Here is a 23,159-nt window from a genome sequence, read left to right on the forward strand (position 1 = left end):
CTCCTTTCTCTGCGGGGGGTTCTCAGGCGTTGCCGAGGGCCTGGGTGATGGCTTGGTCCATCTCGTCTGGGCTGTATTCCTTGATGCGGGCGGCGATCCACCAGGTGTGGCCGAACGGGTCGGTGAACGAGGCGCCGCGGTCGCCCTGGTACATGTCGGTCGGGGGGTAGACCTGTTCGGCTCCGGCCTTGATCGCGCGCTGGAAGATGCCGTCGACGTCCTGGACCCACACGTGGATGGGCACTGGTGTGCCGCCGACGCGGGAGGGGTCGCGCATCTTCCATTCGGCGTTCTCATCGACCACGAAGATGACCGAGTCGCCGATCTGCAGCTCCGAGTGGTTGATCCTGCCGTCCGGCTGGGGAACGACGAGACGCTCGGCCGCGCCGAAGAGGTCCTTGTAGAAGGCGATCGCCTCCGCGGCCGGGGTCGCCACCAGAAACGGGCTGACCCGCGGGTATCCGTCGGGAATCGGATTCACCATGCTTGTCTCCTTTGGTGGATTTCGCCGCTCTTGCTGCGACATGTTCCACGCTAGAGGTCACGGAGGACAGAAGCTGTCCTCCACCACCGCAAACATGAAGGCATGACCAGTGATACCCCTGCCCGGCTCCTGCGGCTTCTGTCCTTGCTCCAGACGCGCCGTACCTGGCCCGGAGCGGACCTGGCCGACCGGCTGGAGGTCACCGTCCGCACCGTGCGCCGCGACATCGACCGGCTGCGCACCATGGGCTACCCGGTCGAATCCGGCTACGGCACGGCCGGCGGCTACCGCCTCACCTCCGGCACCGACCTGCCGCCCCTCCTCCTGGACGACGACGAAGCGATCGCCATCGCGGTGGCACTGCGGACCGCCACCAGCGGCCTGACCGGCATGGAGGACACCGCCCTGCAGGCGCTGGCGAAACTCGAACAGGTACTGCCCGCGCGGCTGCGCAGCCGCGTAACCGCCCTCCAGGACACCGTCACCGCGGTACACCGCCCACCCTCGCGTTCCCGTATCGACCCGGCCACCCTCGCGGTCCTGGCCTCCGCCTGCCGGGACCACGAGATCGTCACCTTCGACTACGCCTCGCGCCACGGCGCATCCGGTCCGCGCCGGGTGGAGCCGCACAGCCTGGTGACCGCGGTGGGGCTGTGGTACCTGATCGCCTACGACACCCATCGCGGCGACTGGCGCGTCTACCGCCTGGACCGGCTGACCACCGCGACCCCGACCGGACACCGTGCCCCCGCGCGCGAGCTGCCCGCCGCTGACCCGGCCGCCTACGTGATCAGCCGCATCAATGCGGCCCCCGCCCGCTACCACGCGACCGCCACCGTCCAAGCGGCGGCCGCCACCGTTCGCACCCGCACGCGAGGCGAACTCCTCGGCGCGATCGAAGTGCTCACCGAGCACACCTGCACCGTCGACCTCTCCGGCGACAGCCTGAACCGCATCGCGGTCTTTCTCACCCGCATCGACGCCGACTACACCCTCGACGCCGACCAGCCCGTCCGCGACTACCTCCAGGCCCTCGCCCGCAGAACAGCCCGAGCAGCGCAGCCATGACCCCCACCACACACAGAACCCAGCCGGCCGCCCCGCACCCGTCACGCAAAAGGCGGCCCCGCACCGCCCAAGGAGACCTCATGCGCTGGGACAACCTGGCCACGCGCCCCCAGGACGCCGCCCTCTTCGACGCGGAAACGATCACCACGCGCACCTTCGACACACCAGAATTCCGCGGCATCACCTTCCACGAGATACACGCCAGGACGATCCTGAACCGGATCCCCGAAGCCGCCGCCTCCCGCATGCCCTTCCGATGGACCCTCGCCCCCTACCGCGGCTGCTCCCACGCCTGCGTGTACTGCTTCGCCCGCGCCTCCCACAGCTACCTGGACCTCGACACCGGAGCCGACTTCGACTCCCAGATCATCGTCAAGGTCAACGCCGCCGAACTGCTGCGCCGGCAACTGGCCTCCCGCACCTGGCGCGGCGAACACATCGCCATGAGCACCACCGTCGACTGCTACCAGCGGGCCGAAGGACGCTACCGCCTGATGCCGGGCATCATCGCGGCACTGCGCGACCACGCCAACCCCTTCTCACTGCTGACCAAGAGCACCCTCATCCTGCGCGACCTGCCGCTGCTGCAACAGGCGGCAGCCGTCACCGACGTACAGATCGCGCTCTCCGTCGGATCCACCGACCGCGAGCTGTGCCGCACTCTGGAACCGGGCACCCCCGCACCGCAGCGCCGCCTCCAGGCCGTACGCCGACTGGCCGAACACGGCATCAGCTGCAGCGTCGTCATGGCACCGGTCATCCCCTACCTCGGAGACCACCCCGAACAACTGCGCGCCACCGTCCGGGACATCGCCGCCTGCGGAGCGGACTCGGTGACACCCCTGGTACTCAACCTCCGGCCCGGAGCACGCGAATGGTTCATGTCCTGGCTCACCCGCCACCACCCCCACCTCGTACCGCGCTATGAACAGCTGTACGGGGACAAGGCGTACGCGCCCGCCCACTACCAGCAGCGCATCACCCGGCAGGTGACGAAGCTGGCACAGGAGCACGGCCTGAACACCGCCCGTCCCCCCGGCTCGCGCTGCGATGCGCCTTCACCCGCCGGCCCTGCCCTCACCCAAGACGCCCTGTTCTGAGCGGCTCACCTACCTGATTTCAGGGCACTGGAAGTAGCGCCGAGATTATTCATGGGTAGCGAGCGGAGGGCGGATCCTCTACCGGATCCGCGCCCGCCGACCCGCAACGGCGGCTTCGGCCGGGTCGAATGCGGCTTCGGCTTCGATGTCGTCATCGCCGACCCGTCCAACCTCGACGCCGTTCTGCCGGGCTGCGAGTACGTCCGACGGTACTGATCCCCGCCGCAGCCGCACGAACACAGCGTTCCGCTTCGGGCGTCGGCCGGCGCCCGAAGCCGTCCGAGCGGGCCGGCCCCGGAAGTCAGCGGCCGCCCGCGCGGACCAGGCCCGTCTCGTACGCCAGGACCACCACCTGGACGCGGTCGCGGAGGTTCAGCTTCGTCAGGATGCGGCCCACGTGGGTCTTCACCGTCGCCTCGGACAGCACCAGCCGGGCCGCGATCTCACCGTTCGACAAGCCCTGCGCCACCAGCAGCATGACCTCGCGCTCGCGCTCCGTCAGCCGCTCGACCTCCTTGTTCTGCGGCTCCTGCGCGCTCGACGGCAGCATCGGGGCGAAGCGGTCCAGCAGCCGCCGCGTCGTGGACGGGGCGACGACCGCGTCGCCGCTGTGCACCGAGCGGATGGCCGAGAGCAGCTCGCCCGGCGGGACGTCCTTCAGCATGAAGCCGCTCGCGCCCGCCTTCAGACCCGAGAAGGCGTACTCGTCCAGGTCGAAGGTGGTCAGGATGATGACCTTCGGGTGCTCCTCCGGCTCACAGATCCGCCGCGTCGCCTCGACCCCGTCGAGCTTCGGCATCCGGACGTCCATCAACACCACGTCCACCTTCGTGGCCCGCAGCACCTCCAGCGCCTCCAGGCCGTTGCCCGCCTCGGCGACGACCTCCATGTCCGGCTGTGCGGCCAGCACCATCCGGAAGCCGGTGCGCAGCAGCACCTGGTCGTCGACCAGCATCACTCGGATGGACATCAATTACCTCGTCCTCGTCAATTCTTCTTCAGGGGGAGCAGCGCGCTGATCCGGAAGCCGCCGCCCGGGCGCGGGCCCGCTTCCAGGGTCCCGCCGACCATACCGATCCGCTCGCGCATGCCGATCAGGCCGTGTCCGGCGCCGTCCGCGCCGCCGTCCTCGTACAGTTCGTGGGCCGCGCCCCGGCCGTCGTCCTCGATCAGGAGACCGAGCCCGTCGTCGAAGTAGACCAGCCGGACGCTGGCCGTCGCGTCCGGGCCGCCGTGCTTGCGCGTGTTCGTCAGCGCCTCCTGCACGATCCGGTACGCCGTGAGCTCGACGCCGCTGGGCAGCCGGCGGGGGGCGCCCTCGACCTCGAAGTCCACCGAGAGTCCGGCCGCCCGTACCTGCTCGACCAGGACCTCGATCTGCTCGACGTCCGGCTGCGGTACGTAGTCCTCGGACTCCTGGGGCTCGCCGGTGCGCAGCACGCCGAGCAGCCGGCGCATTTCGGCGAGCGCTTGACGTCCGGTGCCGGAGATGGTCTGGAGGGCTTCCTTGGCCTGCTCGGGCGCCACGTCCATGACGTACGCGGCGCCGTCCGCCTGGACCACCATCACCGAGACGTTGTGCGCCACGACGTCGTGCAGCTCGCGGGCGATCCGGGCGCGCTCGGCGGCGACGGCCACCTTGGCCTGGGCCTCGCGCTCCTTCTCCAGCCGCTGGTTCCGCTCGACGAGCTGGGCGTAGTAGGCCCGGCGGGTGCGCAGGGAGTCGCCCATCACCCAGGCCAGGGCGAAGGGGACGACCAGGAAGAGGGTGAAGAGGAGGTCCTCGGTGGCGCGGCCCTTGTCGACGGGGAAGCGCAGGGCGTAGAGGGGGGCGGCGGCCAGGCCGATGGCGAGCGCGAGCCGGGAGAGGCGGCGCGATACGTCGGCCGCCGCCACCGTGTAGAGGAGGACGAGCATGGCGAAGTCGCCGAAGTGCACGGGAACGCCTGCCGCGAGCTGGTAGGCGCCGGCCCCGACGGCCAGCCAGAACATCTGCGGCGTCCACTTGCGGCGCAGCGCGACGGCCACGGACAGCGCGACCACCGAGGGGACGGCGAGCAGCCGCTGTGCCGCGCCGTCGATGCTGCCCGCGACCATCAGCATGGACAGCCCGAAGAGCAGGACAGCCCAGAAGCTGTCGACGCCCGTCGGGTGTCTGCGGAGGAAGTCGTAGAGGCGCTGCACGTAACCCAGAGTAGGGAAGGAAGATAGGTGCTGGAGTCAACCACAGGTGCGATCCGTGCCCGGGGGTGTACTCCGCAAGGTGGAGGCTGAGCATAGCCTTCGTGTGATGAGTGCTCAGGGCGAAGGCGAAGGCGAAGGCGAAGGCGCAGGTCCGGTTCGGTGGCGGGTGGCGATGGAGGCCGCGCTGTACGGACCCGGAGGGTTCTACGTGCGTCCGGGCGGGCCGGGTCCCGCCGGGCACTTCCGCACGTCGGTGCATGCCTCGGGGCTGTACGCGGGTGCGGTGGCCCGGCTGCTGCGGTGGGTGGACGGCCGGCTCGGGCACCCGCCGGGGCTGGACCTGGTCGACATGGGGGCCGGGCGGGGGGAACTGCTGGCCGGGGTGCTCGCCGCGCTGGAGCCGGAGGTGGCCTCGCGGGTGCGCCCGTACGCGGTGGAACGGGCGGAGCGGCCCGCCGGCCTCGACCCGCGGATCCGGTGGGTCGGCGCCGCACCCGAACGGACGACAGGCCTCCTCTTCGCCAACGAATGGCTGGACAACGTCCCCCTGGAGGTCGCCGAGGACGGGCGCTACGTCCTGGTCGCGCGGGACGGTACGGAGAGCCCGGGCGGGCGCGTGGACGGCGAGGACCGGGTGTGGCTGGACCGGTGGTGGCCGGGCGGGGGCCGCGCGGAGATCGGGCGGCCGCGTGACGAGGCCTGGGCGGCGGCCGTCGCGACCCTGGAGCGCGGGCTGGCGGTGGCGGTGGACTACTCCCACACCCGGGAGGCGAGGCCCCCGTACGGCACGCTGACGGGCTTTCGCGGGGGGCGGGAGGTGCCGCCGGTCCCCGACGGCAGCTGCGATGTGACGGCCCACGTGGCACTGGACGCCTGCGCGGCCGCCTGCGCCGGGCCGGGCGCAGGCACGGGAGCGAGCACGGGCACGGGCACGGAAGCGAGCACGGGAGCGACCCTGCTGACCCAGCGCGAGGCGCTGGCCGCCCTCGGCGTCTCGGGCGCCCGCCCCCCGCTGGCCCTGGCGTCGACGGACCCGGCGGCGTACGTCCGCGCCCTCGCCACGGCGGGCGAGGCGGCGGAACTCACGGCTCGCGGCGGCCTCGGCGACTTCGGCTGGCTGGTCCAGCCGGTGGGCATTACGCCCTGGCCCGAGCGGAGGGGCTGAGGCGGTCCGGCGGGGCCGTCGCCCTCCCGCCCCTTCCCGGCTGTGCCGGTCCGGCGGCTCCGCCCGGGGCCCCGCGCGAGAACGCCGGCGAGGCTGAAGACAGCCTCGCCGGCGTCGAGCCGTGGTGGGTTACTCCGTCACGTCGTGGTCGTGGCCCTCGTGCAGGCCGCCGCCGCTGCCCGTGCCGTCGGACGGCACCGAGACGACCGGCTGCGTCAGCGGGGCCAGGTCGTGCGCGTAGTGGCCGACCGCGTCCGCGATGACGTCGACGTTGATGTCGAGCGCCTTCTGGTCGATGTTGGTGATGTCGTCACCCGCGCCGTGGTAGTTCACGTCGTACGCGACACCGGCCTCGCCGCCGAACTTCGCGGCCTGCGCCGGCGTCTTGATGCCTTCGGCGCCCGTGAACGTACCGCCGGACGGGATGCCCACCTCGATGAACGGACCGTAGTCCGAGCGGCCCGAGAAGTCGGTGCCCTCGTGCGGGATGTTCTTCGAGTCGAGGAAGCTGGTGATCCCCTTCTCCAGCTGGGCGGAGCCCTCCGGGCCGGGGCCCGCGCCGGTGGCGTCCGAGTCGTCGCCGTCGTAGACGAAGTACGCGGCGTTCGGCGAGGCGATCATGTCGAAGTTCAGGTAGAGCTTGATCTGCTTCTTCTGCTCGTCCGTCAGCCCGGCGACGTACGCCTCGGAGCCGAGCAGCCCGAACTCCTCCGCCGACCACCAGGCGAACTTGACCTTGTTCTTGATCTTCGTCTGGCTGCTCGCGAGGCGCTGCGCGACCTGGAGGATGCCGGCCGAGCCGGACCCGTTGTCGTTGATGCCCGGGCCCGCCGCGACGGAGTCGAGGTGCGCGCCGAGGAAGACGGTGTTGTCCGCGTCACCGCCGCGGGTCTCCGCGATGACGTTGTACGTCTTGCGGTTCTCGCGCAGCTGCCGGATGTCGAGGGTGACCTCGACCGGGCCGGCCGTGGCGTCGGCGGCGAGCTTCTCGCCGTCCGCCTGGGTGATGCCGCCGGTGGGGACCTTGCCGGCGTTCGGGTCGCCGAGGGTGCCGTTCAGGGCGCCCTCGGTGTTGTTGTAGATGATCGCTCCGACCGCGCCGGCCGCCGCCGCGTTGGCCTGCTTCGCGGCGAAGGGGCAGCCGCCGCGCTTGACCAGGGCGATCTTGCCGGTGAAGGTGCCGGCGGCGAAGTCGCCGGGCTCGCAGCCGTTCGTACCGTCCGCGTCGACCGGGGCGACGGCGACCTGGGCCGTCACGCCGTCCGCCGGCCCGCTCGCGGTGTACGTCATCAGCTTGATCGGGATGTCGCGGGCGGCGGAGCCGTTCACCGTGAGCTTCTCGGCGATCGTCTCGACGTACACGAAGTCGAACTCGTTCTTCGTGACCGTGTAGCCGGCCGCCCGCATCACGGCCTCGATGTACTTGGCGGACTGCTCGTGGCCTTTGGAACCGGCCACGCGGTTGCCGTTGTTGTAGTCGGCGATCGACTGCAGGACCTTCAGGTGGTTGTAGGCGCCCTTACCGGTCGCCTCCTTGACCAGCTTCCTGGCCAGCGCGTCGCCCCGGGCGGCGTCGCTCTGCGGGCTCCCGGTGGCGCCGACGGGTCCGGCGAGCAGCAGCGGGGAGACGAGGGCCGCGGTTGCCAGGGCGGCGGTTGCGGCGGCTATACGACGTGAGGGCATCAAGATCCTTCCACGACAAGCACGAGAAGCATGAGAAGCACGAGAAGCACGAGAAGCACGAAGCGCGACAAATACGAGCAGACGGGCGGAAGTAGCACGCGATACGCGGTGCGCGGGAGAGTGGTGGACGCACGTTAAACAGCAAAGGGCCGCCCTGGCCAGAGTTTTCACTGATTCCGGTTTACGAATTCCGCATATCGGTGCGGACCGGCCGTCGGTCTAGCGGAGGATGCCCTCGATGAAGTCCGATCCGATGCGGGCGACCGCACCCAGATCCAACTGATGCTGGACATAACGCCCCTGGCGCCGCGTATGCAGCAGACCGGCCTTTTTCAGGACCGCCAGGTGCCGTGACACCTCCGGCGCGGTGATCCCGTACACGGTCGCCAGTTCGCTCGTCGTGTACGGGGCCCGGGCCAGACTCCGGCACAGCATCATCCGCATCGGATGCGCCAGCGCCTCCATCCGCAGCTGGAGCAGTTCCACCGAGCCGGGCGCGGAGGCCAGTTCGGGGGAGCCGAGCGGATAGTGGACCACCGGGCGCCAGCCCGGTGCGTGCAGCACCAGCAGATGGGGCCAGCCGAAGTGGGTCGGTACGAAGACCAGTCCGGCGCCTATTCGGGGATCGGTGGCGGTCGTCGACCCGTTGACCATCTTGTCGGCGGTGATGGTGGTGAGTTCCTCGTCCACGCTCAGCGCGGACGAGACCTCCTTCAGCGTGGTCCGCAGCCCCTTGTGGCGCAGCACCTGCGTCTTGTGCCGGGCGTCGGCGCTCTGGCCCGGCTCTATGCGCTTCCAGGTCTCGGCGAAGAAGGCCTCGTCACAGTCCTCCAGGAGCCGCCGCAGCCACACGCGGACGGCGGCGGGATCGTCCAGCAGCCGCAGGGAGAAGTCCAGCTGCCGGGGCCCGCGGGCGGCGGCCGTCTCCAGCGCCTTGGCCCGGGCGGCCGGGTCCTTGAGCGGCGAGGGTCCGCCGCCCTCGTTGTACAGCGCCAGCCAGCAGTGCTCCAGGGCGGCCATCACGAACTGCTCGTCGTCCATCCGGTCGAGTACGTCGAGCTCCTCCGCCAGGGTCGCGGCCGGCAGGCCGGTCCCGCCGGGGATCTGGGCGAAGGCCATGAAGATGTCGGAGAACGAGCTCCGCCACATGAAGTCGCCCTCCAGCAGCCGGTCGGCGAGGCACGGATCGAGGCCGGCGGCGGTGGCGTTGGTCCAGGAGCTGAGCCCGGGGTGATGCGCGGGCTGGGACAGCGCGTGCAGGGCCATGCAGAGCTCCGCGAGCGGCGAGGGCGCGAAGGCGATCCGCTCGGTGGGGAGCCCGGCGATGTCGATGGTGACGCTCATCGCCCCATTCTGCCGGGGCGACGCCCGCCCCGCGGCGGACGGTGCGCGGCGCGGCGTCCGGCCGGACGGGGGAGCCCCGGCGCAGCCGTCCGAGTGGGCCCGCCGGCCCGTGACCGCCTCCGTCGGGAGACCGCCCGGCGACCGTACGGCCCCGGGCGGCGCGGGCCCCCGGGGCCGATTGACGGGAGGCGTCAATCGTCGCGCGCCCATGCCGCCGACGGGGTGAGGCTGGGGCGTATGAGCGCGATCGAGCAGTACCTCATCGACACCTACCGGGCCTCCCAGCACGGCGCCCCGCTGCCCCCGCCGCCGGGCCGGGACGATCTGGCCGTGCTGCGCGCGGCCCGGTCGTACGAGCAGTTCCGGGCCGTCCTGGCCGGCCGGCCGGCCAGCCACCCCTGGCGGGCCGCCCTGCGCCGGCTCCTGGGACGCGCCCGTGCCCGGGCCCGCCCCCGCGCCAGCTGAGCCCCGCCCCGGCCCCGTCGGCCGGGCCGGGCGCGGTCGCCCCGCTACGCGAAGTTCGGCGCGTTGCGTTCGTAGACCAGGCGCAGGCCGATCAGGGTCAGCCACGGCTCGTGGTCGTCTATCACCGAGGACTCGCCGAGGACCATCGGGGCCAGGCCGCCGGTGGCGATGACGCGGACGTCGTCCGGGTCGCCGCCCGGTCCGGCCAGCTCCTTGGCCATGCGGGTGACGACCCCGTCGACCTGCCCCGCGAAGCCGTAGAGCACGCCCGACTGCATCGCCTCGACCGTGGACTTGCCGATCACGTTGCGCGGGCGGGCCAGCTCGATCTTCCGGAGCTGGGCGCCCCGTACGCCGAGGGCCTCCATGGAGATCTCGATGCCCGGGGCGATCACCCCGCCCACGTACTCGCCCTTCGCCGACACCGCGTCGAAGGTGGTGGCCGTACCGAAGTCGACCACGATCGCCGGGCCCCCGTAGAGCTCGACCGCCGCGACCGCGTTGATGATGCGGTCCGCGCCGACCTCCTTCGGGTTGTCCATGAGGATCGGCACGCCCGTCTTGATGCCGGGCTCCACGAGCACCGCGGGGACGTCGCCGTAATAGCGGCGGGTGACCTCGCGCAGCTCGTGCAGGACCGACGGAACCGTCGAGCAGATCGCGATGCCGTGGATGCCGTCGCCCAGCTCGTTGCCGAGCATCGGGTGCATGCCCATCAGGCCCTGCATCAGCACCGCCATCTCGTCGGCGGTGCGGCGCGGGTCGGTCGAGATGCGCCAGTGCTCGACGATCTCGTCACCGTCGAACAGGCCCAGGACGGTCTGGGTGTTGCCTACGTCGATGGTGAGGAGCACCGGTTACACCGCCTCGCGGAGGTCGAGGCCGATGTCCAGGATCGGCGAGGAGTGGGTCAGGCCGCCGACGGCCAGGTAGTCCACCCCGGTCTCCGCGTACGCCCGGGCGGTGTCCAGGGTCAGCCGGCCCGAGGACTCCAGCACCGCGCGGCCGGCCACCAGGGCGACGGCCTCCGCGGTCTGCTCGACGGTGAAGTTGTCCAGCAGGATCAGGTCGGCGCCGGCCTGGAGCACCTCGCCGATCTGCTCCAGGGTGTCGACCTCGACCTCTACGGGTACGTCGGGGAAGGCTTCTCGTACGGCCTTGAAGGCCTGCGCGACGCCGCCCGCGGCGACCACGTGGTTGTCCTTGACCAGCGCCGCGTCGGAGAGGGACATGCGGTGGTTGACGCCGCCGCCGCAGCGCACCGCGTACTTCTCCAGCGCGCGCAGGCCCGGGGTGGTCTTGCGGGTGTCGCGGACCTTCGCCCCGGTGCCGTCCAGGACGTCGGCCCAGCGGCGGGTGGCGGTCGCGATGCCCGACAGGCGGCACATGATGTTCAGCGCGCTGCGCTCCGCGGTGAGCAGGTCGCGCGTGCGGGAGCGTACGGAGAGCAGCACCTGCCCCGCCTTGACGGCGTCCCCGTCCTCCGCGTGGCGCTCCACCTCGAAGGTGTCCGTGCAGACCACGGAGAAGACGGCCTCCGCGATGCGCAGGCCGGCCACGACGCCGTCCTGGCGCGCGATGAAGTCGGCGACGGCCTCGGCCTCTTCGGGCACCGTGGCGACGGTGGTGACGTCCACGCCCCCGTCCAGGTCCTCGGACAGTGCCATGTGGGCGATGTCCTCGACCTCGATGGGGTCCAGGCCGGCGTCGGCCAGCAGCTGGGCCAGCGCCGGGTCGAGGCCGCTCTCCTCGCCGTCGCCGCAACCGCAGTCGTCGCCGCAGCCGCCTTCGTTCTGGTCGATCAGGGGAAGTTCGGGGGTGCTCACGGTCGCTGCTCCAGGCTCGGGGTGCTCGGGGTGCTCGGGGTGCTGAGGGGGACGCGTACGGACGGGAAGTCCGCGGAGTCGGTGGGGGTGACGACCAGGGCCCGCTTCTCGGTCGCGGACAGCCGGACGACGAGATGCCGATGCCATGCGGCATCGTCCCGGTCCGGGTGGTCCTCGCGCCAGTGGCAGCCGCGGGTCTCCACGCGCCGCTCGGCGGCGGCGACCAGCACCCGGGCCACGCACAGCAGGTTCGTGGCCTCCCAGGTGTCCACACCGGGTTCGGCGGTCTTGCCGTGCGCGTCGAGGTCGTTCAGGGCCTTGGCGTACAGGGCTTCGAGGGACTCGGCGGCCGTACGCAGGGACTCGGCGGAACGCAGCACGCCCGCGCCGTCCGTCATGATCCGCTGGATCTCGAAGCGGGCCTCGGCGGGCTGCAGGGGGCCGGTCGCGGGGACCGGTATGCCCGGGCCGTTGCCGGACTGCGCGTGGAGGGCGATGTCCTCGGCGATGCGCTCGGCGAAGACCAGGCCCTCCAGCAGGGAGTTGGAGGCCAGCCGGTTCGCGCCGTGCACGCCGGTACAGGCCACCTCGCCGCACGCGTACAGGCCGGGGACGGTGGTGCGGCCGTGCAGGTCGGTCCGTACGCCCCCGGAGGCGTAGTGCGCGGCGGGCGCGACCGGGATGAGGTCGGTCACGGGGTCCATGCCGTGGGCGCGGCAGGCGGCGAGGATGGTCGGGAAGCGCTGCTCCCACATCTCGGCGCCGAAGTGCCGGGCGTCCAGGTACATGTGCCGGGTGCCCTGTACCTGCATGCGGCGCATGATGCCCTTGGCGACGATGTCGCGCGGCGCCAGCTCGGCGAGTTCGTGCTGCCCCACCATGAAGCGGACGCCGTCCGCGTCGACGAGGTACGCGCCCTCGCCCCGGACCGCCTCCGACACCAGCGGCTGCTGCCCCTCGGCGTCCGGGCCGAGGAAGAGCACCGTGGGGTGGAACTGCACGAATTCGAGGTCGGAGATCTCCGCCCCGGCGCGCAGGGCGAGGGCCACGCCGTCGCCCGTCGACACCGCCGGGTTGGTGGTGGCGGAGAAGACCTGGCCCATGCCGCCGGTCGCGAGGATCACGGCGGGCGCGTGGACGGCGCCGACTCCGTCGTGCTGGCCCTCGCCCATGACGTGCAGCGTCACCCCGGCGGTACGCCCCCGCGCGTCTTGGAGGAGGTCCAGTACGAGCGCGTTCTCGACGGTCTCGATGCCCGCCGCGTGGACCGCTTCGACCAGGGCGCGGGAGATCTCGGCGCCGGTGGCGTCGCCGCCCGCGTGCGCGATCCGGCGGCGGTGGTGGCCGCCCTCGCGGGTCAGCTCGATCTCCCCGGTCTCGGCGGAGGTGTCGAAGACGGCGCCGGTCGCGATGAGGCGGCGTACGGCGTCCGGCCCCTCGGTGACGAGGAGCCGCACGGCCGCCTCGTCGCACAGGCCCGCGCCCGCGACCAGCGTGTCGTCCAGGTGCTGCTCGGGGGTGTCGCCCTCGCCGAGGGCCGCGGCGATGCCGCCCTGGGCCCAGCGGGTGGAGCCGTCGTCGAGCCGGGCCTTGGTGACCACGACGGTACGGCGGCCCGCGGCGGCGCAGCGCAGCGCGGCCGTCAGGCCCGCGACGCCGGAGCCGACGACCACGACGTCCGCGTCGACGGCCCAGCCGGGGGCCGGGGCGTGCAGCCGTATGCCGGTGCCGCCGGCGGCGGGGCCTTCGCCTGGGGTGCTCACGGGTGTGCTCCGAACTCCAATGGGATGTTGTCGATCAGCCGGGTCGTGCCCACCTTCGCGGCGACGGCCAGCACGGCCTGCCCGGTGAACCCGGGGCCGGCGTCGGTGAAGTCCTGCGGGTCCACCAGCGCCAGGTAGTCCAGGACCAGCGGCGGATCGTAGCGGCCCGCCTCCTCCAGGACGTGCAGCGCGGCGGCCCGTACGGCCTCCGGCAGCCCGGCGCCCGCCGCGGAGACGGCGTGCGCGTCGGCGGAGGCGCGGATCTCGCCGAGCCGGGCCAGCGCGGTCGCCCGCTCGTCGCTGGCCGGGGAGGCCTCGGCGCGGGCGCGCAGCGCCGCCTGCGCGGCGAGCCGGTCCCGCCCGGCGAACAGGGCGCGGGACAGGGCGAGGGCGGTCCGCCGCTCGGCCGGGGAGAGGTAGCGGTTGCGGGACGAGAGCGCGAGCCCGTCCTCCTCGCGGACGGTCGGCACGCCGACCACCTCGACGGGGAAGTTCAGGTCGGTCACCATCCGCCGGATCAGGGCCAGTTGCTGCGCGTCCTTCTGGCCGAAGAGGGCCAGGTCGGGGCGGGTGAGGTGGAGCAGCTTGGCGACGACGGTCAGCATGCCGTCGAAGTGGCCGGGGCGGGTGGCCCCTTCGAGGCGCTCGCCCATGGGGCCGGCGCTGATCCGCACCTGCGGGGCGCCGCCGGGGTAGACCTCGTCCACGGCGGGGGCGAACACCGCGTCTGCGCCCGCCCGTTGGGCTATGCGCAGGTCGGCGTCGAGGGTGCGCGGGTAGCGGTCGAGGTCCTCGCCCGCACCGAACTGGAGGGGATTGACGAAGACGGTGACGACGACCTGCCCGCCCGGCCCGGCCTGCGCGCGGGCGTCGCGGATGAGGGTGGCGTGGCCCTCGTGCAGGGCGCCCATGGTCATCACCACGGCCCGCCGGCCCGTGCGCGGGAGCTTGTGCAGCTCCTCGGCGGTGTGCAGCAGCAGTTCGGTCGTCACTGGTCGCCGCCCCCCTTCTCCGCCGCGTCGTCGGCGAGCACGCCGAGCAGGTCCTCGGCGAGTTCGGGCTTGAGCAGACCGTGGGCGAGAGCCCGGTCGGCGGTGGTGCGGGCCATCGCCAGGTACCCGGCGACCGTGCCGGGCGCGTGCTTGCGCAGCTCCGAGACGTGGGCGGCGACGGTGCCGGCGTCGCCGCGCGCCACCGGGCCGGTCAGGGCGGCGTCGCCGGAGCGCAGCGCGTTGTCGAGAGCAGCGCCGAGCAGCGGGCCGAGCATCCGGGCGGGGTGCTCGACGCCGGCCTTGCGCAGCAGCTCCATCGACTGGGCGACCAGGGTGACCAGGTGGTTCGCGCCGAGGGCGAGAGCGGCGTGGTAGAGCGGACGGGCTTCCTCCGCGATCCACTCGGGTTCTCCGCCCATCTCGATGACCAGGGCCTCGGCGGCGAGCCGCAGCTCCTCCGGGGCCGTGACGCCGAAGGAGCAGCCGGCGAGGCGCTGTACGTCGACCTCGGTGCCGGTGAAGGTCATCGCGGGGTGCAGGGCCAGCGGCAGCGCGCCCGCGCGCCGGGCCGGGTCGAGCACGGCGGCCCCGTACCGGCCGGAGGTGTGGACGAGGAGCTGGCCCGGACGGATCGCTCCGGTCTCGGCGAGGCCGGCGACCAGGGACGGCAGCGCGTCGTCGGGGACGGTGAGCAGGACCAGCTCCGCCCGCTCCAGGACCTGCGCGGGCGTCACCAGCGGCACGTCGGGCAGCATCCGCTCGGCCCGCCGCACGGACGCGTCGGAGACTCCGGACACGGCGACGGGCCGGTGTCCGGCCTGCTGGAGGGCGCGGGCCAGCGCGGGACCGACGCGGCCGGCTCCGACGACGCCGACGGCGAGCCGGGCAGGGCGCGGCTGCTGTGATGAGTTCACGCGGGGAAGGCCTTCCGTTCCAGTCCGCGGGGGGTACCGGACGATACGTCGCCATGCTAGCCCCTGGCCCTCGGGGCGGTCGGCGATGATCGGGGGCATGAGCGACGACACGGAGCGTACGAAGCGGCTGGTGGCGGCCTGGCGCGGAGCGGGGCGGACGCTGTCCCGCAGCCTGATGGAACCCACGGTCGGGGAACTGCTGGCCTCGCTCGCCGAAGCCCCGTACGACATGGACGAGCCGGCCGACGTGTACGGCGGCGGCGTCGTCGCCGAGCTGGAGCGCCGGGTCGCGGAGCTGCTGGGCACCGAGGACGCGGCGTTCTTCCCGTCCGGGACGATGGCGCAGCAGATCGCCCTGCGCTGCTGGGCGGGCCGGACCGGGAACCCGGTGGTGGCGCTGCACCCGATGAGCCACCCGGAGCTGTGGGAGGGCGGCGCGCTGTCGGCCGTGTCCGGCCTGCGCACGGTGCACCCGACGACCGAGGCGCGCCAGCCGGAGCCCTCGGAGATCCAGGACCTCGCGGAACCCTTCGGCACGCTGATGCTGGAACTGCCCCTGCGCGACGCGGGCTTCCTCCTGCCGTCCTGGGAGGAGCTGACGGCGCTGGTCGACGCGGCCCGGGAACGCGACGCGGTCGTCCACTTCGACGGGGCCCGGCTCTGGGAGTCCACCGTCCACTTCGGCCGCCCGCTGCCGGAGATCGCCGCGCTGGCGGATTCGGTCTACGTCTCCTTCTACAAGTCGCTCGGCGGCCTCAGCGGGGCGGCCCTGGCCGGGCCGCGCGCCTTCGTGGAGGAGACCCGCGTCTGGCGCCACCGCTACGGGGGCCAGATCTTCCGCCAGTTCCCGCAGGCCCTGTCGGCGCTGGCCGGCCTGGACGCGGAGCTGCCGAGACTCCCGGCGTACGTCGCCCGGGCGCGGGTGGTGGCCGACGCCCTGCGCGAGGCGTTCTCGGCTTCCGGGGTCCCCTGGTTCCGCATCCACCCGGAGGAACCGCACACGCACCAGTTCCAGGTGTGGCTCCCGTACGAGGCGGACCGGCTCACGGACGCAGGTCTGAGGCTGGCTGAGGAGACGGGCACGGTCCTCTTCCGCCGCTGGTCCCCCGACGGACCGCCGGGGCTGGCGATGACGGAGCTGGAGGTCACGGAGCCGGGGCTGTCGTGGACGGCGGCGGACGTCCGGGAGGCGGCGGCCGGGTTCGTGGCGCGGCTGTAGGGCCCCGAGGCGCGGCTGCCGGGCCGGAGCCCGGTTCCGGGGAGAGGCGGGTCGGGGCGGGTCGGGGCGGGTCGGTGGAAGGTTCCGCGCAGCGGGTCCCGCACCTGAGTGCGCCGGTTTCCGTACGAATCACCGGCGGGGCGGTGGAAGGTTCCGCGCAGCGGGTCCCGCACCCGAGTGCGCCGGTTTCGGGACGAATCACCGGCGGGGCGGTGGAAGGTTCCGCGCAGCGGGTCCCGCACCCGAGCACGCCCGCCTTCGGGTACGAATCACCGAATTCTGCAGAAGTCACCGGCAGAACCCCATCGCGGCGATACCGTCCCTCCACGGGAATTACCGGCGACCGTGCCCGGAGGAGACACCATGACCGCTGCTCGGCCCACGTGGCAGAAGTCCTCGTTCTGCGGTGAGGAAGACGCCTGCGTCTACGTCGCCGCCGCCCCCGGCACCCTCGTACGGGTGGCCGACCGCGCCGACCCGGCGCACCTCGTCCTCGCGACGACCCAGGCCGCCTGGGCGGATTTCCTGCGCGCGGTCAAGGAAGCCGGCTGAGCCCCCGCCTGAGCCCTCCCTGAGCCCCGCCAGGAACCCACACGGGGGCCCGCCGCGCCGGAATCGCTCGCCCTCAGGGGGTTTTGTCCGATTAGCGCGTATCTTCGGGCCATGCCCACGCCTTACGGATCCCGCGGCGGCATGGCGTTCAGCGCTGCTGAGCTCCATGTGCTCAGGCGCTCGCTCGCCCACGCCCTTCAGTCCTCCTCGGCCCCCCTGGCGGCCGCGGAGGTCCAGGACTGCCTGCGCCTGGCGCGGTCGGTGGACGACGCGGTCCAGGAGGCGGGCAGGCTCAGAGCGTTCCTCCTCGACGACCTGGCCCGCTACCGGGACGCCCTGCCCGGCAGCCTCTCCGGGTACCTGGAGCTCCTCCAGTACGCCCTGGCCGCCGACTACGAGCCCGGGCCCGACGACCTCGCCGCCCTGCGCGCGCTGCGCGCCAACCCGGTCGCGGCGGGTCTGCTCGACCGGGCCCAGGCCGTCGCGGAGCGCTCCGTACGCCGGCGGCTGTCGACGGCCCCCGTACCCCGGACGCGGCTGCTGGCCCTGGCCGGCGGCCGGGACGGCGGCGGCCGGGACGGCGGCGGGCGCGACGGCGGCGGGCGCGACGATGGCGGGCGCGACGATGGCGGTCGGGACGGAGGCGGCCGGGAAAAGGGCGGCCGGGAAGATGGCGGCCGGGAAGGGGAGCCGCGCCCGGCGCCGCGGCCCGAGCAGCCCCCGCGCCCGGAGCGGCCGGTCCCGACCCCCGGCGAGGTGTTCCCGCCACGCCGCAAGCCCACCCCGCCCCCTTCGGCCGACCGCGCCGTCGGCCAGGTGCCGTCCGGGCGGTCTCCGCGGGCCCGCGACGTCCGGCACGCCGCCGGCTGACCCACGAAGACCACCCGCACGCGACCTGGTTAGTCTGGAGCCATGGACTACGTCTCCGCGCTCGTGCCCCCCATCGTGATGGCCGCGTTCTTCATCGCTCTCATCGTGACGATCGTGAAGAGTCAGGGTGGCGCCAACAAGGCCAAGGAAGACGCGGCGGTCGACGCCGTGATCGCCCGGGCCGAGGCCACCCGGCAGGCTCGGAAGTAGGGCCGCCGGGAACGACGGGACCGGGGTCCGTCTTCCGGCTTTGCCCGGCCGTACGCCGATTCTGTTGCGCGTTGGCGGCCGAATAGTCGGGCAATTCCGCACAATCCGGCCTATCGTGCTGTTGTGCCTCGCCCCTTGGGAGAACTCGAAGACGCCGTCATGACACGGGTGTGGCAGTGGAACCGCCCGGTCACCGTTCGAGAAGTACTGGAAGACCTTCAGCAGGAACGGTCCATCGCGTACACCACGGTCATGACCGTTATGGACAATCTTCATCAGAAGGGCTGGGTCCGCCGGGAAGCCGAAGGCCGCGCCTATCGATATACGGCGGTCTCCACCCGCGCCGCGTACTCGGCCGCACTGATGAACGAAGCCTGGTCGACGAGCGACAACCCCGCTGCCGCTCTCGTCGCCTTCTTCGGCATGATGTCCGCGGAACAGCGGGAAGCCCTCCGGGATGCCGTACGGATCGTCCAGCACGACGACGAGTCCGCCGCTGAGCCCGCTGTCCGACCGCCGGCGGAAGCCGCTGCCGAAGCCGCCCCCGAAGCCGCTGCCGAAGGGAACACGGAAGCCGCCCCCGAAGCCCCCGTCGCGCCCGGGGCCGAAGAGGGCTCCGCCGAGCGACGGGGCGAGCCGGGGCGATAGCGTCCGGGCATGGGAGAGTTTTCCGCTGCACATGCAGAAACAGTGACGATCCGCCGTGCCCGCACCGGTGATGTTCCCGCGCTGCGGCGCCTGCTCGACCAGTACGTGCAGCAGCGGATCCTGCTCGACAAAGCCCCGGTCGTCCTTTACGAGGACATCCAGGAGTTCTGGGTCGCGGAACGGGACTCGGACGGCCAGGTGGTCGGCTGCGGCGCTCTCCACGTGATGTGGGAAGACCTCGCCGAAGTCCGCACTCTCGCCGTCGACCGCGAGCTGAAGGGCGCAGGCGTGGGCCATCAGGTACTGGAGCAGTTGTTGCGCACCGCCCGCGCGCTGGGCGTGAGCCGGGTTTTCTGCCTCACCTTCGAAGTGGACTTCTTCGCGAAGCACGGCTTCGTCGAGATCGGCGAGACCCCGGTCGAGACCGATGTCTACATGGAGCTCCTGCGTTCCTATGACGAGGGTGTCGCCGAGTTCCTCGGTCTCGAACGAGTGAAGCCGAACACCTTGGGCAACAGTCGGATGCTTCTGCACCTGTGATCGACGACTACCGGCTTTTCCCGTGCTCCGCACGGCTGTGGCCTATGTCCGAATCGCGCACGTTTCCCGCCCCGTTGCGGTCTCGAACCTCTCCCCGGGGGTTTGTGTTTTTCAGGCAAAAGCGGTTTCCTTTCCGCGTACTGCTTTTCGATGAAAGGAAATCCCGGTGGCACAGAAGGTTCAGGTCCTTCTTGTCGACGACCTCGACGGTGGCGAGGCGGACGAGACGGTGACGTTCGCTCTGGATGGCAAGACCTACGAGATCGACCTCACCACCGCCAACGCTGAAAAGCTCCGCGGTCTGCTCGACCCGTACACCAAGGGCGGCCGCCGCACCGGTGGCCGTGCCACCGCGGCCCGTGCCAAGGGGCGCGCCGCGGCGACCGGTAACCCGGACACCGCCGAGATCCGCGCGTGGGCGAAGGAGAACGGCTACAACGTGAACGACCGCGGCCGCGTCCCGGCCGAGATCCGCGAGGCCTACGAGAAGGCCAAGGGCTGATCCACGGCGCCTCGCACCCGGGCGCGGGTCGCGGCTCGCCGCAATCGCGCGCGGTGGCATTCCGTCGCCGCCGCGGCGACCAGGCGGGCCAGATCGGGTCCGCGGGCGGGCCCTGTGCCCTGCCCCGGACCGGGCAGAGCGGGCAGCAGTGCCTCACATCCCCGCTCGGGGGGTCGCAACCACACGGCGGCCCCCCGGGGACCTTCTCCCGGGGGCAGCCCCGGGGGGACGGGGGCGGTGATCCGGCCACCCGGACCCAGGGCGGCGAGATCCAGGGCGACCCCGCCCCATTCCAGCCAGTCGAGCAGCCCGTCCAGCTCCTCCGCGCTCCCCGGGGCCACCAGAAACCGCATCCTGTGCCCCACGAGCGCCACCGGACCCGTGGCGACGGGCCCGTTCAGCAGCGCCGCCCCGGCGTCGGACGGCAGCTCCAGTACGTCGAAGCGCGTCCCGGTGACGAGCTGGGCGGGCGGCCCGCCCGCCACGGCCCAGCCGAGCACCCGCTCGTACCAGGAGGCGTACGCGTCGTCCTCGGGCGGGACGCGGGGCAGCGGGACGGTGAGAGCCATGCAGGGAGCAACTCCCGAAACGCCCCCGGGTTACGGCTATGGTGACGGACCGCCCCCGAACCAAAGCGGAGGGTAAACATCCGTGCAGGTGAAGTCCGGCATTCGGCACGCGAACTTGTTCGCCCGTAGCGGAGGGAACCACCATCACGGGCATGGAGTGTCAGCCCTTACGGGTAAGACATTCCTAGTGGATCGGGGCGACACGCTGGTTTGACCGGCTTCCGTTCGCCATCGGCGTACACGTGTGACGGGTATCTGCCTGGCCTGCGGGAACATCGTCTCGCACCATCGGGTTGGAGCAGTTGTCGGCTCTTCAAGCCGGTTTTCCTCACCGACGTGGGGGTGAGCCGCGAACGGATGTCGGCAGTTGGAATGAGCTGTCCCGCCCCGCGGGACTAGCATGCGGAAGGACAGGGCGGGGACCGACCCCGAACTGCCCGACCGCTCTGAGGAGCGATAAACGATGTTCGAGAGGTTCACCGACCGCGCGCGGCGGGTTGTCGTCCTGGCTCAGGAAGAAGCCCGGATGCTCAACCACAACTACATCGGCACCGAGCACATCCTCCTGGGTTTGATCCACGAGGGTGAGGGTGTCGCCGCTAAGGCCTTGGAGAGCCTCGGGATTTCGCTCGAGGCTGTTCGCCAGCAGGTTGAGGAGATCATCGGTCAGGGGCAGCAGGCCCCGTCCGGCCACATCCCCTTCACCCCGCGGGCGAAGAAGGTCCTGGAGCTTTCGCTCCGAGAGGCCCTCCAGCTCGGCCACAACTACATCGGCACCGAGCACATCCTGCTCGGCCTGATCCGCGAGGGCGAGGGCGTCGCAGCCCAGGTCCTGGTGAAGCTGGGCGCCGATCTCAACCGGGTCCGGCAGCAGGTCATCCAGCTGCTCTCCGGTTACTCCGGGGGCGGCAAGGAGTCGGCCACGGCCGGCGGACCGGCCGAGGGCACGCCCTCGACCTCGCTCGTCCTGGACCAGTTCGGCCGCAACCTCACCCAGGCTGCTCGCGAATCCAAGCTCGACCCGGTCATCGGGCGCGAGAAGGAGATCGAGCGGGTCATGCAGGTGCTGTCCCGCCGTACGAAGAACAACCCCGTCCTCATCGGCGAGCCCGGCGTCGGCAAGACCGCCGTCGTCGAGGGTCTGGCGCAGGCGATCGTCAAGGGCGAGGTGCCCGAGACCCTCAAGGACAAGCACCTCTACACCCTCGACCTCGGTGCCCTGGTCGCGGGCTCCCGCTACCGCGGTGACTTCGAGGAGCGCCTGAAGAAGGTGCTCAAGGAGATCCGCACCCGCGGCGACATCATCCTGTTCATCGACGAGCTCCACACCCTCGTGGGTGCGGGCGCCGCCGAGGGCGCGATCGACGCCGCCAGCATTCTCAAGCCCATGCTGGCCCGTGGTGAGCTCCAGACCATCGGTGCCACGACGCTGGACGAGTACCGCAAGCACCTTGAGAAGGACGCGGCTCTCGAGCGCCGTTTCCAGCCGATCCAGGTGGCGGAGCCTTCCCTCCCGCACACGATCGAGATCCTCAAGGGCCTGCGCGACCGCTACGAGGCCCACCACCGCGTCTCCATCACGGACGAGGCCCTCGTCCAGGCGGCGACGCTGGCGGACCGGTACATCTCGGACCGCTTCCTCCCGGACAAGGCGATCGACCTGATCGACGAGGCCGGCTCCCGGATGCGCATCCGCCGGATGACCGCGCCGCCGGACCTCCGTGAGTTCGACGAGAAGATCGCGAACGTGCGTCGCGACAAGGAGTCGGCCATCGACTCCCAGGACTTCGAGAAGGCGGCTTCACTCCGTGATTCGGAGAAGCAGCTGCTGGCGGCGAAGGCCAAGCGCGAGAAGGAATGGAAGGCCGGCGACATGGACGTCGTCGCCGAGGTCGACGGCGAGCTCATCGCCGAAGTCCTCGCGACCGCGACCGGCATTCCCGTCTTCAAGCTCACCGAGGAGGAGTCCTCGCGGCTCCTGCGCATGGAGGACGAGCTCCACCGCCGCGTCATCGGCCAGAAGGACGCCATCAAGGCGCTCTCCCAGGCGATCCGGCGTACCCGTGCGGGTCTGAAGGACCCGAAGCGCCCCGGTGGCTCGTTCATCTTCGCCGGCCCGTCCGGTGTCGGTAAGACGGAGCTCTCCAAGACGCTCGCCGAATTCCTCTTCGGTGACGAGGACGCGCTGATCTCCCTCGACATGTCGGAGTTCAGCGAGAAGCACACGGTTTCCCGCCTCTTCGGTTCGCCCCCCGGCTACGTGGGCTACGAAGAGGGCGGCCAGCTCACCGAGAAGGTGCGCCGGAAGCCGTTCTCCGTCGTCCTCTTCGACGAGGTCGAGAAGGCCCACCCGGATATCTTCAATTCCCTTCTCCAGATCCTGGAGGACGGTCGCCTGACCGACTCCCAGGGCCGGGTCGTGGACTTCAAGAACACGGTCATCATCATGACGACCAACCTGGGTACGCGGGACATCTCGAAGGGCTTCAACCTCGGCTTCGCGGCCGTGGGCGACACGAAGACCGGCTACGAGCGGATGAAGGCGAAGGTCAACGAAGAGCTCAAGCAGCACTTCCGGCCCGAGTTCCTCAACCGTGTCGACGACACGGTCGTCTTCCACCAGCTCACCGAGGAAGACATCATCCAGATCGTCGACCTGATGATCGCCAAGGTGGACGAGCGCCTGAAGGACCGCGACATGGGCATCGAGCTGAGCGGTGACGCGAAGCTCCTGCTCGCCAAGCGCGGCTACGACCCGATCATGGGCGCCCGCCCGCTGCGCCGGACCATCCAGCGCGAGATCGAGGACCTGCTCTCGGAGAAGATCCTCTTCGGCGAGCTGCGCCCCGGTCAGATCGTGGTCGTCGGCAAGGAGGGTGAGGGCGACGAAGCCAAGTTCACCTTCCGCGGCGAGGAGAAGTCGGCTCTGCCGGACCTCCCCCCGATCGAGGCCACGGGCTCCGGCCCGGACCTCTCGAAGGGCGCGTAACCGCCGAGGGCGGACAGCTGGACACGAGGGCGGCCCCGGAACCGAAAGGTTCCGGGGCCGCCCTCGTGCCGT

The 23,159-nt window shown here is 71.6% G+C and carries 24 protein-coding genes; 13 read left to right on the forward strand and 11 right to left on the reverse strand.

The window, feature by feature from the left end:
* Positions 1 to 22 precede the first annotated feature (22 nt).
* Entirely contained in the window at positions 23 to 484 is a 462-nt protein-coding gene (locus ABZX75_RS12205) for a VOC family protein (RefSeq protein ID WP_355410076.1), read from the reverse strand.
* 102 nt (positions 485 to 586) lie between these two features.
* On the opposite strand from ABZX75_RS12205, the gene ABZX75_RS12210 reads away from it, so the two are divergent.
* From ABZX75_RS12210 to ABZX75_RS12220, 3 genes are all read left to right on the forward strand, one after another.
* Positions 587 to 1,552 carry a WYL domain-containing protein gene (locus ABZX75_RS12210; RefSeq protein WP_355410077.1) on the forward strand — a complete coding sequence of 322 codons (966 nt, stop codon included), beginning with the start codon at positions 587 to 589 and terminating at the stop codon, positions 1,550 to 1,552.
* 80 nt (positions 1,553 to 1,632) lie between these two features.
* Positions 1,633 to 2,652, forward strand: a complete 1,020-nt coding sequence (locus tag ABZX75_RS12215) for an Rv2578c family radical SAM protein (RefSeq protein WP_355410078.1) — start codon at positions 1,633 to 1,635, stop codon at positions 2,650 to 2,652.
* Positions 2,653 to 2,703: 51 nt separating this feature from the next.
* Complete coding sequence (locus tag ABZX75_RS12220) at positions 2,704 to 2,868, forward strand: hypothetical protein (RefSeq protein ID WP_355410079.1); 165 nt, start codon at positions 2,704 to 2,706, stop codon at positions 2,866 to 2,868.
* A gap of 85 nt (positions 2,869 to 2,953) precedes the next feature.
* Here the strand turns inward: ABZX75_RS12220 and ABZX75_RS12225 are convergent, their stop codons facing one another.
* Positions 2,954 to 3,622 carry a response regulator transcription factor gene (locus tag ABZX75_RS12225; protein ID WP_355410080.1) on the reverse strand — a complete coding sequence of 223 codons (669 nt, stop codon included), beginning with the start codon at positions 3,620 to 3,622 and terminating at the stop codon, positions 2,954 to 2,956.
* 17 nt (positions 3,623 to 3,639) lie between these two features.
* The gene (locus tag ABZX75_RS12230) at positions 3,640 to 4,836 is read right to left on the reverse strand and encodes a sensor histidine kinase (RefSeq protein ID WP_355410081.1); all 1,197 of its coding nucleotides are present in this window, start codon (positions 4,834 to 4,836) and stop codon (positions 3,640 to 3,642) included.
* Positions 4,837 to 4,942: 106 nt separating this feature from the next.
* Here ABZX75_RS12230 and ABZX75_RS12235 point away from each other — a divergent pair, with 106 nt between their 5' ends.
* Positions 4,943 to 6,001, forward strand: a complete 1,059-nt coding sequence (locus tag ABZX75_RS12235; protein ID WP_355410082.1) for an SAM-dependent methyltransferase — start codon at positions 4,943 to 4,945, stop codon at positions 5,999 to 6,001.
* 129 nt (positions 6,002 to 6,130) lie between these two features.
* Here ABZX75_RS12235 and ABZX75_RS12240 read toward each other — a convergent pair whose 3' ends face one another.
* Entirely contained in the window at positions 6,131 to 7,684 is a 1,554-nt protein-coding gene (locus tag ABZX75_RS12240; RefSeq protein WP_355410083.1) for a M28 family metallopeptidase, read from the reverse strand.
* 219 nt (positions 7,685 to 7,903) lie between these two features.
* The gene (locus ABZX75_RS12245; protein ID WP_355410084.1) at positions 7,904 to 9,028 is read right to left on the reverse strand and encodes a DUF5937 family protein; all 1,125 of its coding nucleotides are present in this window, start codon (positions 9,026 to 9,028) and stop codon (positions 7,904 to 7,906) included.
* A gap of 237 nt (positions 9,029 to 9,265) precedes the next feature.
* Here ABZX75_RS12245 and ABZX75_RS12250 point away from each other — a divergent pair, with 237 nt between their 5' ends.
* Positions 9,266 to 9,493: a hypothetical protein gene (locus ABZX75_RS12250; RefSeq protein ID WP_355410085.1), complete on the forward strand. Its 228-nt coding sequence runs from the start codon at positions 9,266 to 9,268 to the stop codon at positions 9,491 to 9,493.
* A gap of 44 nt (positions 9,494 to 9,537) precedes the next feature.
* On the opposite strand, the gene ABZX75_RS12255 is transcribed toward ABZX75_RS12250, so the two are convergent.
* Genes ABZX75_RS12255 through ABZX75_RS12275 form a run of 5 tightly spaced genes read right to left on the reverse strand, consistent with a single transcriptional unit; the run spans position 9,538 to position 14,988 of the window.
* The gene (locus tag ABZX75_RS12255; RefSeq protein ID WP_355410086.1) at positions 9,538 to 10,347 is read right to left on the reverse strand and encodes a type III pantothenate kinase; all 810 of its coding nucleotides are present in this window, start codon (positions 10,345 to 10,347) and stop codon (positions 9,538 to 9,540) included.
* Between the two features lie 3 nt (positions 10,348 to 10,350).
* Positions 10,351 to 11,319 carry a carboxylating nicotinate-nucleotide diphosphorylase gene (nadC, locus tag ABZX75_RS12260; RefSeq protein WP_355410087.1) on the reverse strand — a complete coding sequence of 323 codons (969 nt, stop codon included), beginning with the start codon at positions 11,317 to 11,319 and terminating at the stop codon, positions 10,351 to 10,353.
* Positions 11,316 to 13,082, reverse strand: a complete 1,767-nt coding sequence (locus ABZX75_RS12265; protein WP_355410088.1) for an L-aspartate oxidase — start codon at positions 13,080 to 13,082, stop codon at positions 11,316 to 11,318. Before ABZX75_RS12265 ends, nadC begins: the two co-directional genes overlap by 4 nt.
* Positions 13,079 to 14,074 (reverse strand): pantoate--beta-alanine ligase, encoded by a 996-nt coding sequence (gene panC, locus ABZX75_RS12270; RefSeq protein ID WP_355410089.1) that lies wholly within the window; start codon positions 14,072 to 14,074, stop codon positions 13,079 to 13,081. Before panC ends, ABZX75_RS12265 begins: the two co-directional genes overlap by 4 nt.
* A complete protein-coding gene (locus tag ABZX75_RS12275; protein ID WP_355410090.1) occupies positions 14,071 to 14,988 on the reverse strand; it encodes a DUF2520 domain-containing protein in 918 nt (305 codons plus the stop codon). Before ABZX75_RS12275 ends, panC begins: the two co-directional genes overlap by 4 nt.
* 97 nt (positions 14,989 to 15,085) lie before the next feature.
* Between ABZX75_RS12275 and ABZX75_RS12280 the strand changes: the two genes are divergently transcribed.
* The 7 genes from ABZX75_RS12280 to ABZX75_RS12310 all read left to right on the forward strand — a co-directional run bounded on the left by ABZX75_RS12280 (position 15,086) and on the right by ABZX75_RS12310 (position 19,529).
* Positions 15,086 to 16,207, forward strand: a complete 1,122-nt coding sequence (locus ABZX75_RS12280) for a beta-eliminating lyase-related protein (protein WP_355410091.1) — start codon at positions 15,086 to 15,088, stop codon at positions 16,205 to 16,207.
* A 363-nt stretch (positions 16,208 to 16,570) separates the two neighbouring features.
* Positions 16,571 to 16,759 (forward strand): DUF397 domain-containing protein, encoded by a 189-nt coding sequence (locus ABZX75_RS12285; protein WP_355410092.1) that lies wholly within the window; start codon positions 16,571 to 16,573, stop codon positions 16,757 to 16,759.
* A 111-nt stretch (positions 16,760 to 16,870) separates the two neighbouring features.
* Positions 16,871 to 17,629, forward strand: a complete 759-nt coding sequence (locus ABZX75_RS12290) for a hypothetical protein (RefSeq protein WP_355410093.1) — start codon at positions 16,871 to 16,873, stop codon at positions 17,627 to 17,629.
* Positions 17,630 to 17,671: 42 nt separating this feature from the next.
* Entirely contained in the window at positions 17,672 to 17,839 is a 168-nt protein-coding gene (locus tag ABZX75_RS12295; RefSeq protein WP_355410094.1) for a hypothetical protein, read from the forward strand.
* Between the two features lie 123 nt (positions 17,840 to 17,962).
* A complete protein-coding gene (locus ABZX75_RS12300) occupies positions 17,963 to 18,487 on the forward strand; it encodes a BlaI/MecI/CopY family transcriptional regulator (RefSeq protein ID WP_355410095.1) in 525 nt (174 codons plus the stop codon).
* Positions 18,488 to 18,496: 9 nt separating this feature from the next.
* Complete coding sequence (locus ABZX75_RS12305; protein WP_355410096.1) at positions 18,497 to 19,027, forward strand: amino-acid N-acetyltransferase; 531 nt, start codon at positions 18,497 to 18,499, stop codon at positions 19,025 to 19,027.
* Between the two features lie 166 nt (positions 19,028 to 19,193).
* Positions 19,194 to 19,529 carry an Lsr2 family protein gene (locus ABZX75_RS12310; RefSeq protein WP_030027396.1) on the forward strand — a complete coding sequence of 112 codons (336 nt, stop codon included), beginning with the start codon at positions 19,194 to 19,196 and terminating at the stop codon, positions 19,527 to 19,529.
* Here the strand turns inward: ABZX75_RS12310 and ABZX75_RS12315 are convergent.
* The gene (locus tag ABZX75_RS12315; protein WP_355410097.1) at positions 19,508 to 20,098 is read right to left on the reverse strand and encodes an SCO3374 family protein; all 591 of its coding nucleotides are present in this window, start codon (positions 20,096 to 20,098) and stop codon (positions 19,508 to 19,510) included. The two genes, ABZX75_RS12310 and ABZX75_RS12315, sit on opposite strands and share 22 nt — an antisense overlap.
* Positions 20,099 to 20,561: 463 nt before the next feature.
* On the opposite strand from ABZX75_RS12315, the gene ABZX75_RS12320 reads away from it, so the two are divergent.
* Complete coding sequence (locus ABZX75_RS12320) at positions 20,562 to 23,087, forward strand: ATP-dependent Clp protease ATP-binding subunit (protein WP_355410098.1); 2,526 nt, start codon at positions 20,562 to 20,564, stop codon at positions 23,085 to 23,087.
* The last annotated feature ends 72 nt before the right edge of the window (positions 23,088 to 23,159 follow it).

This window comes from Streptomyces sp. NPDC003038 (genome assembly GCF_040611115.1).
GTDB lineage: Bacteria > Actinomycetota > Actinomycetes > Streptomycetales > Streptomycetaceae > Streptomyces.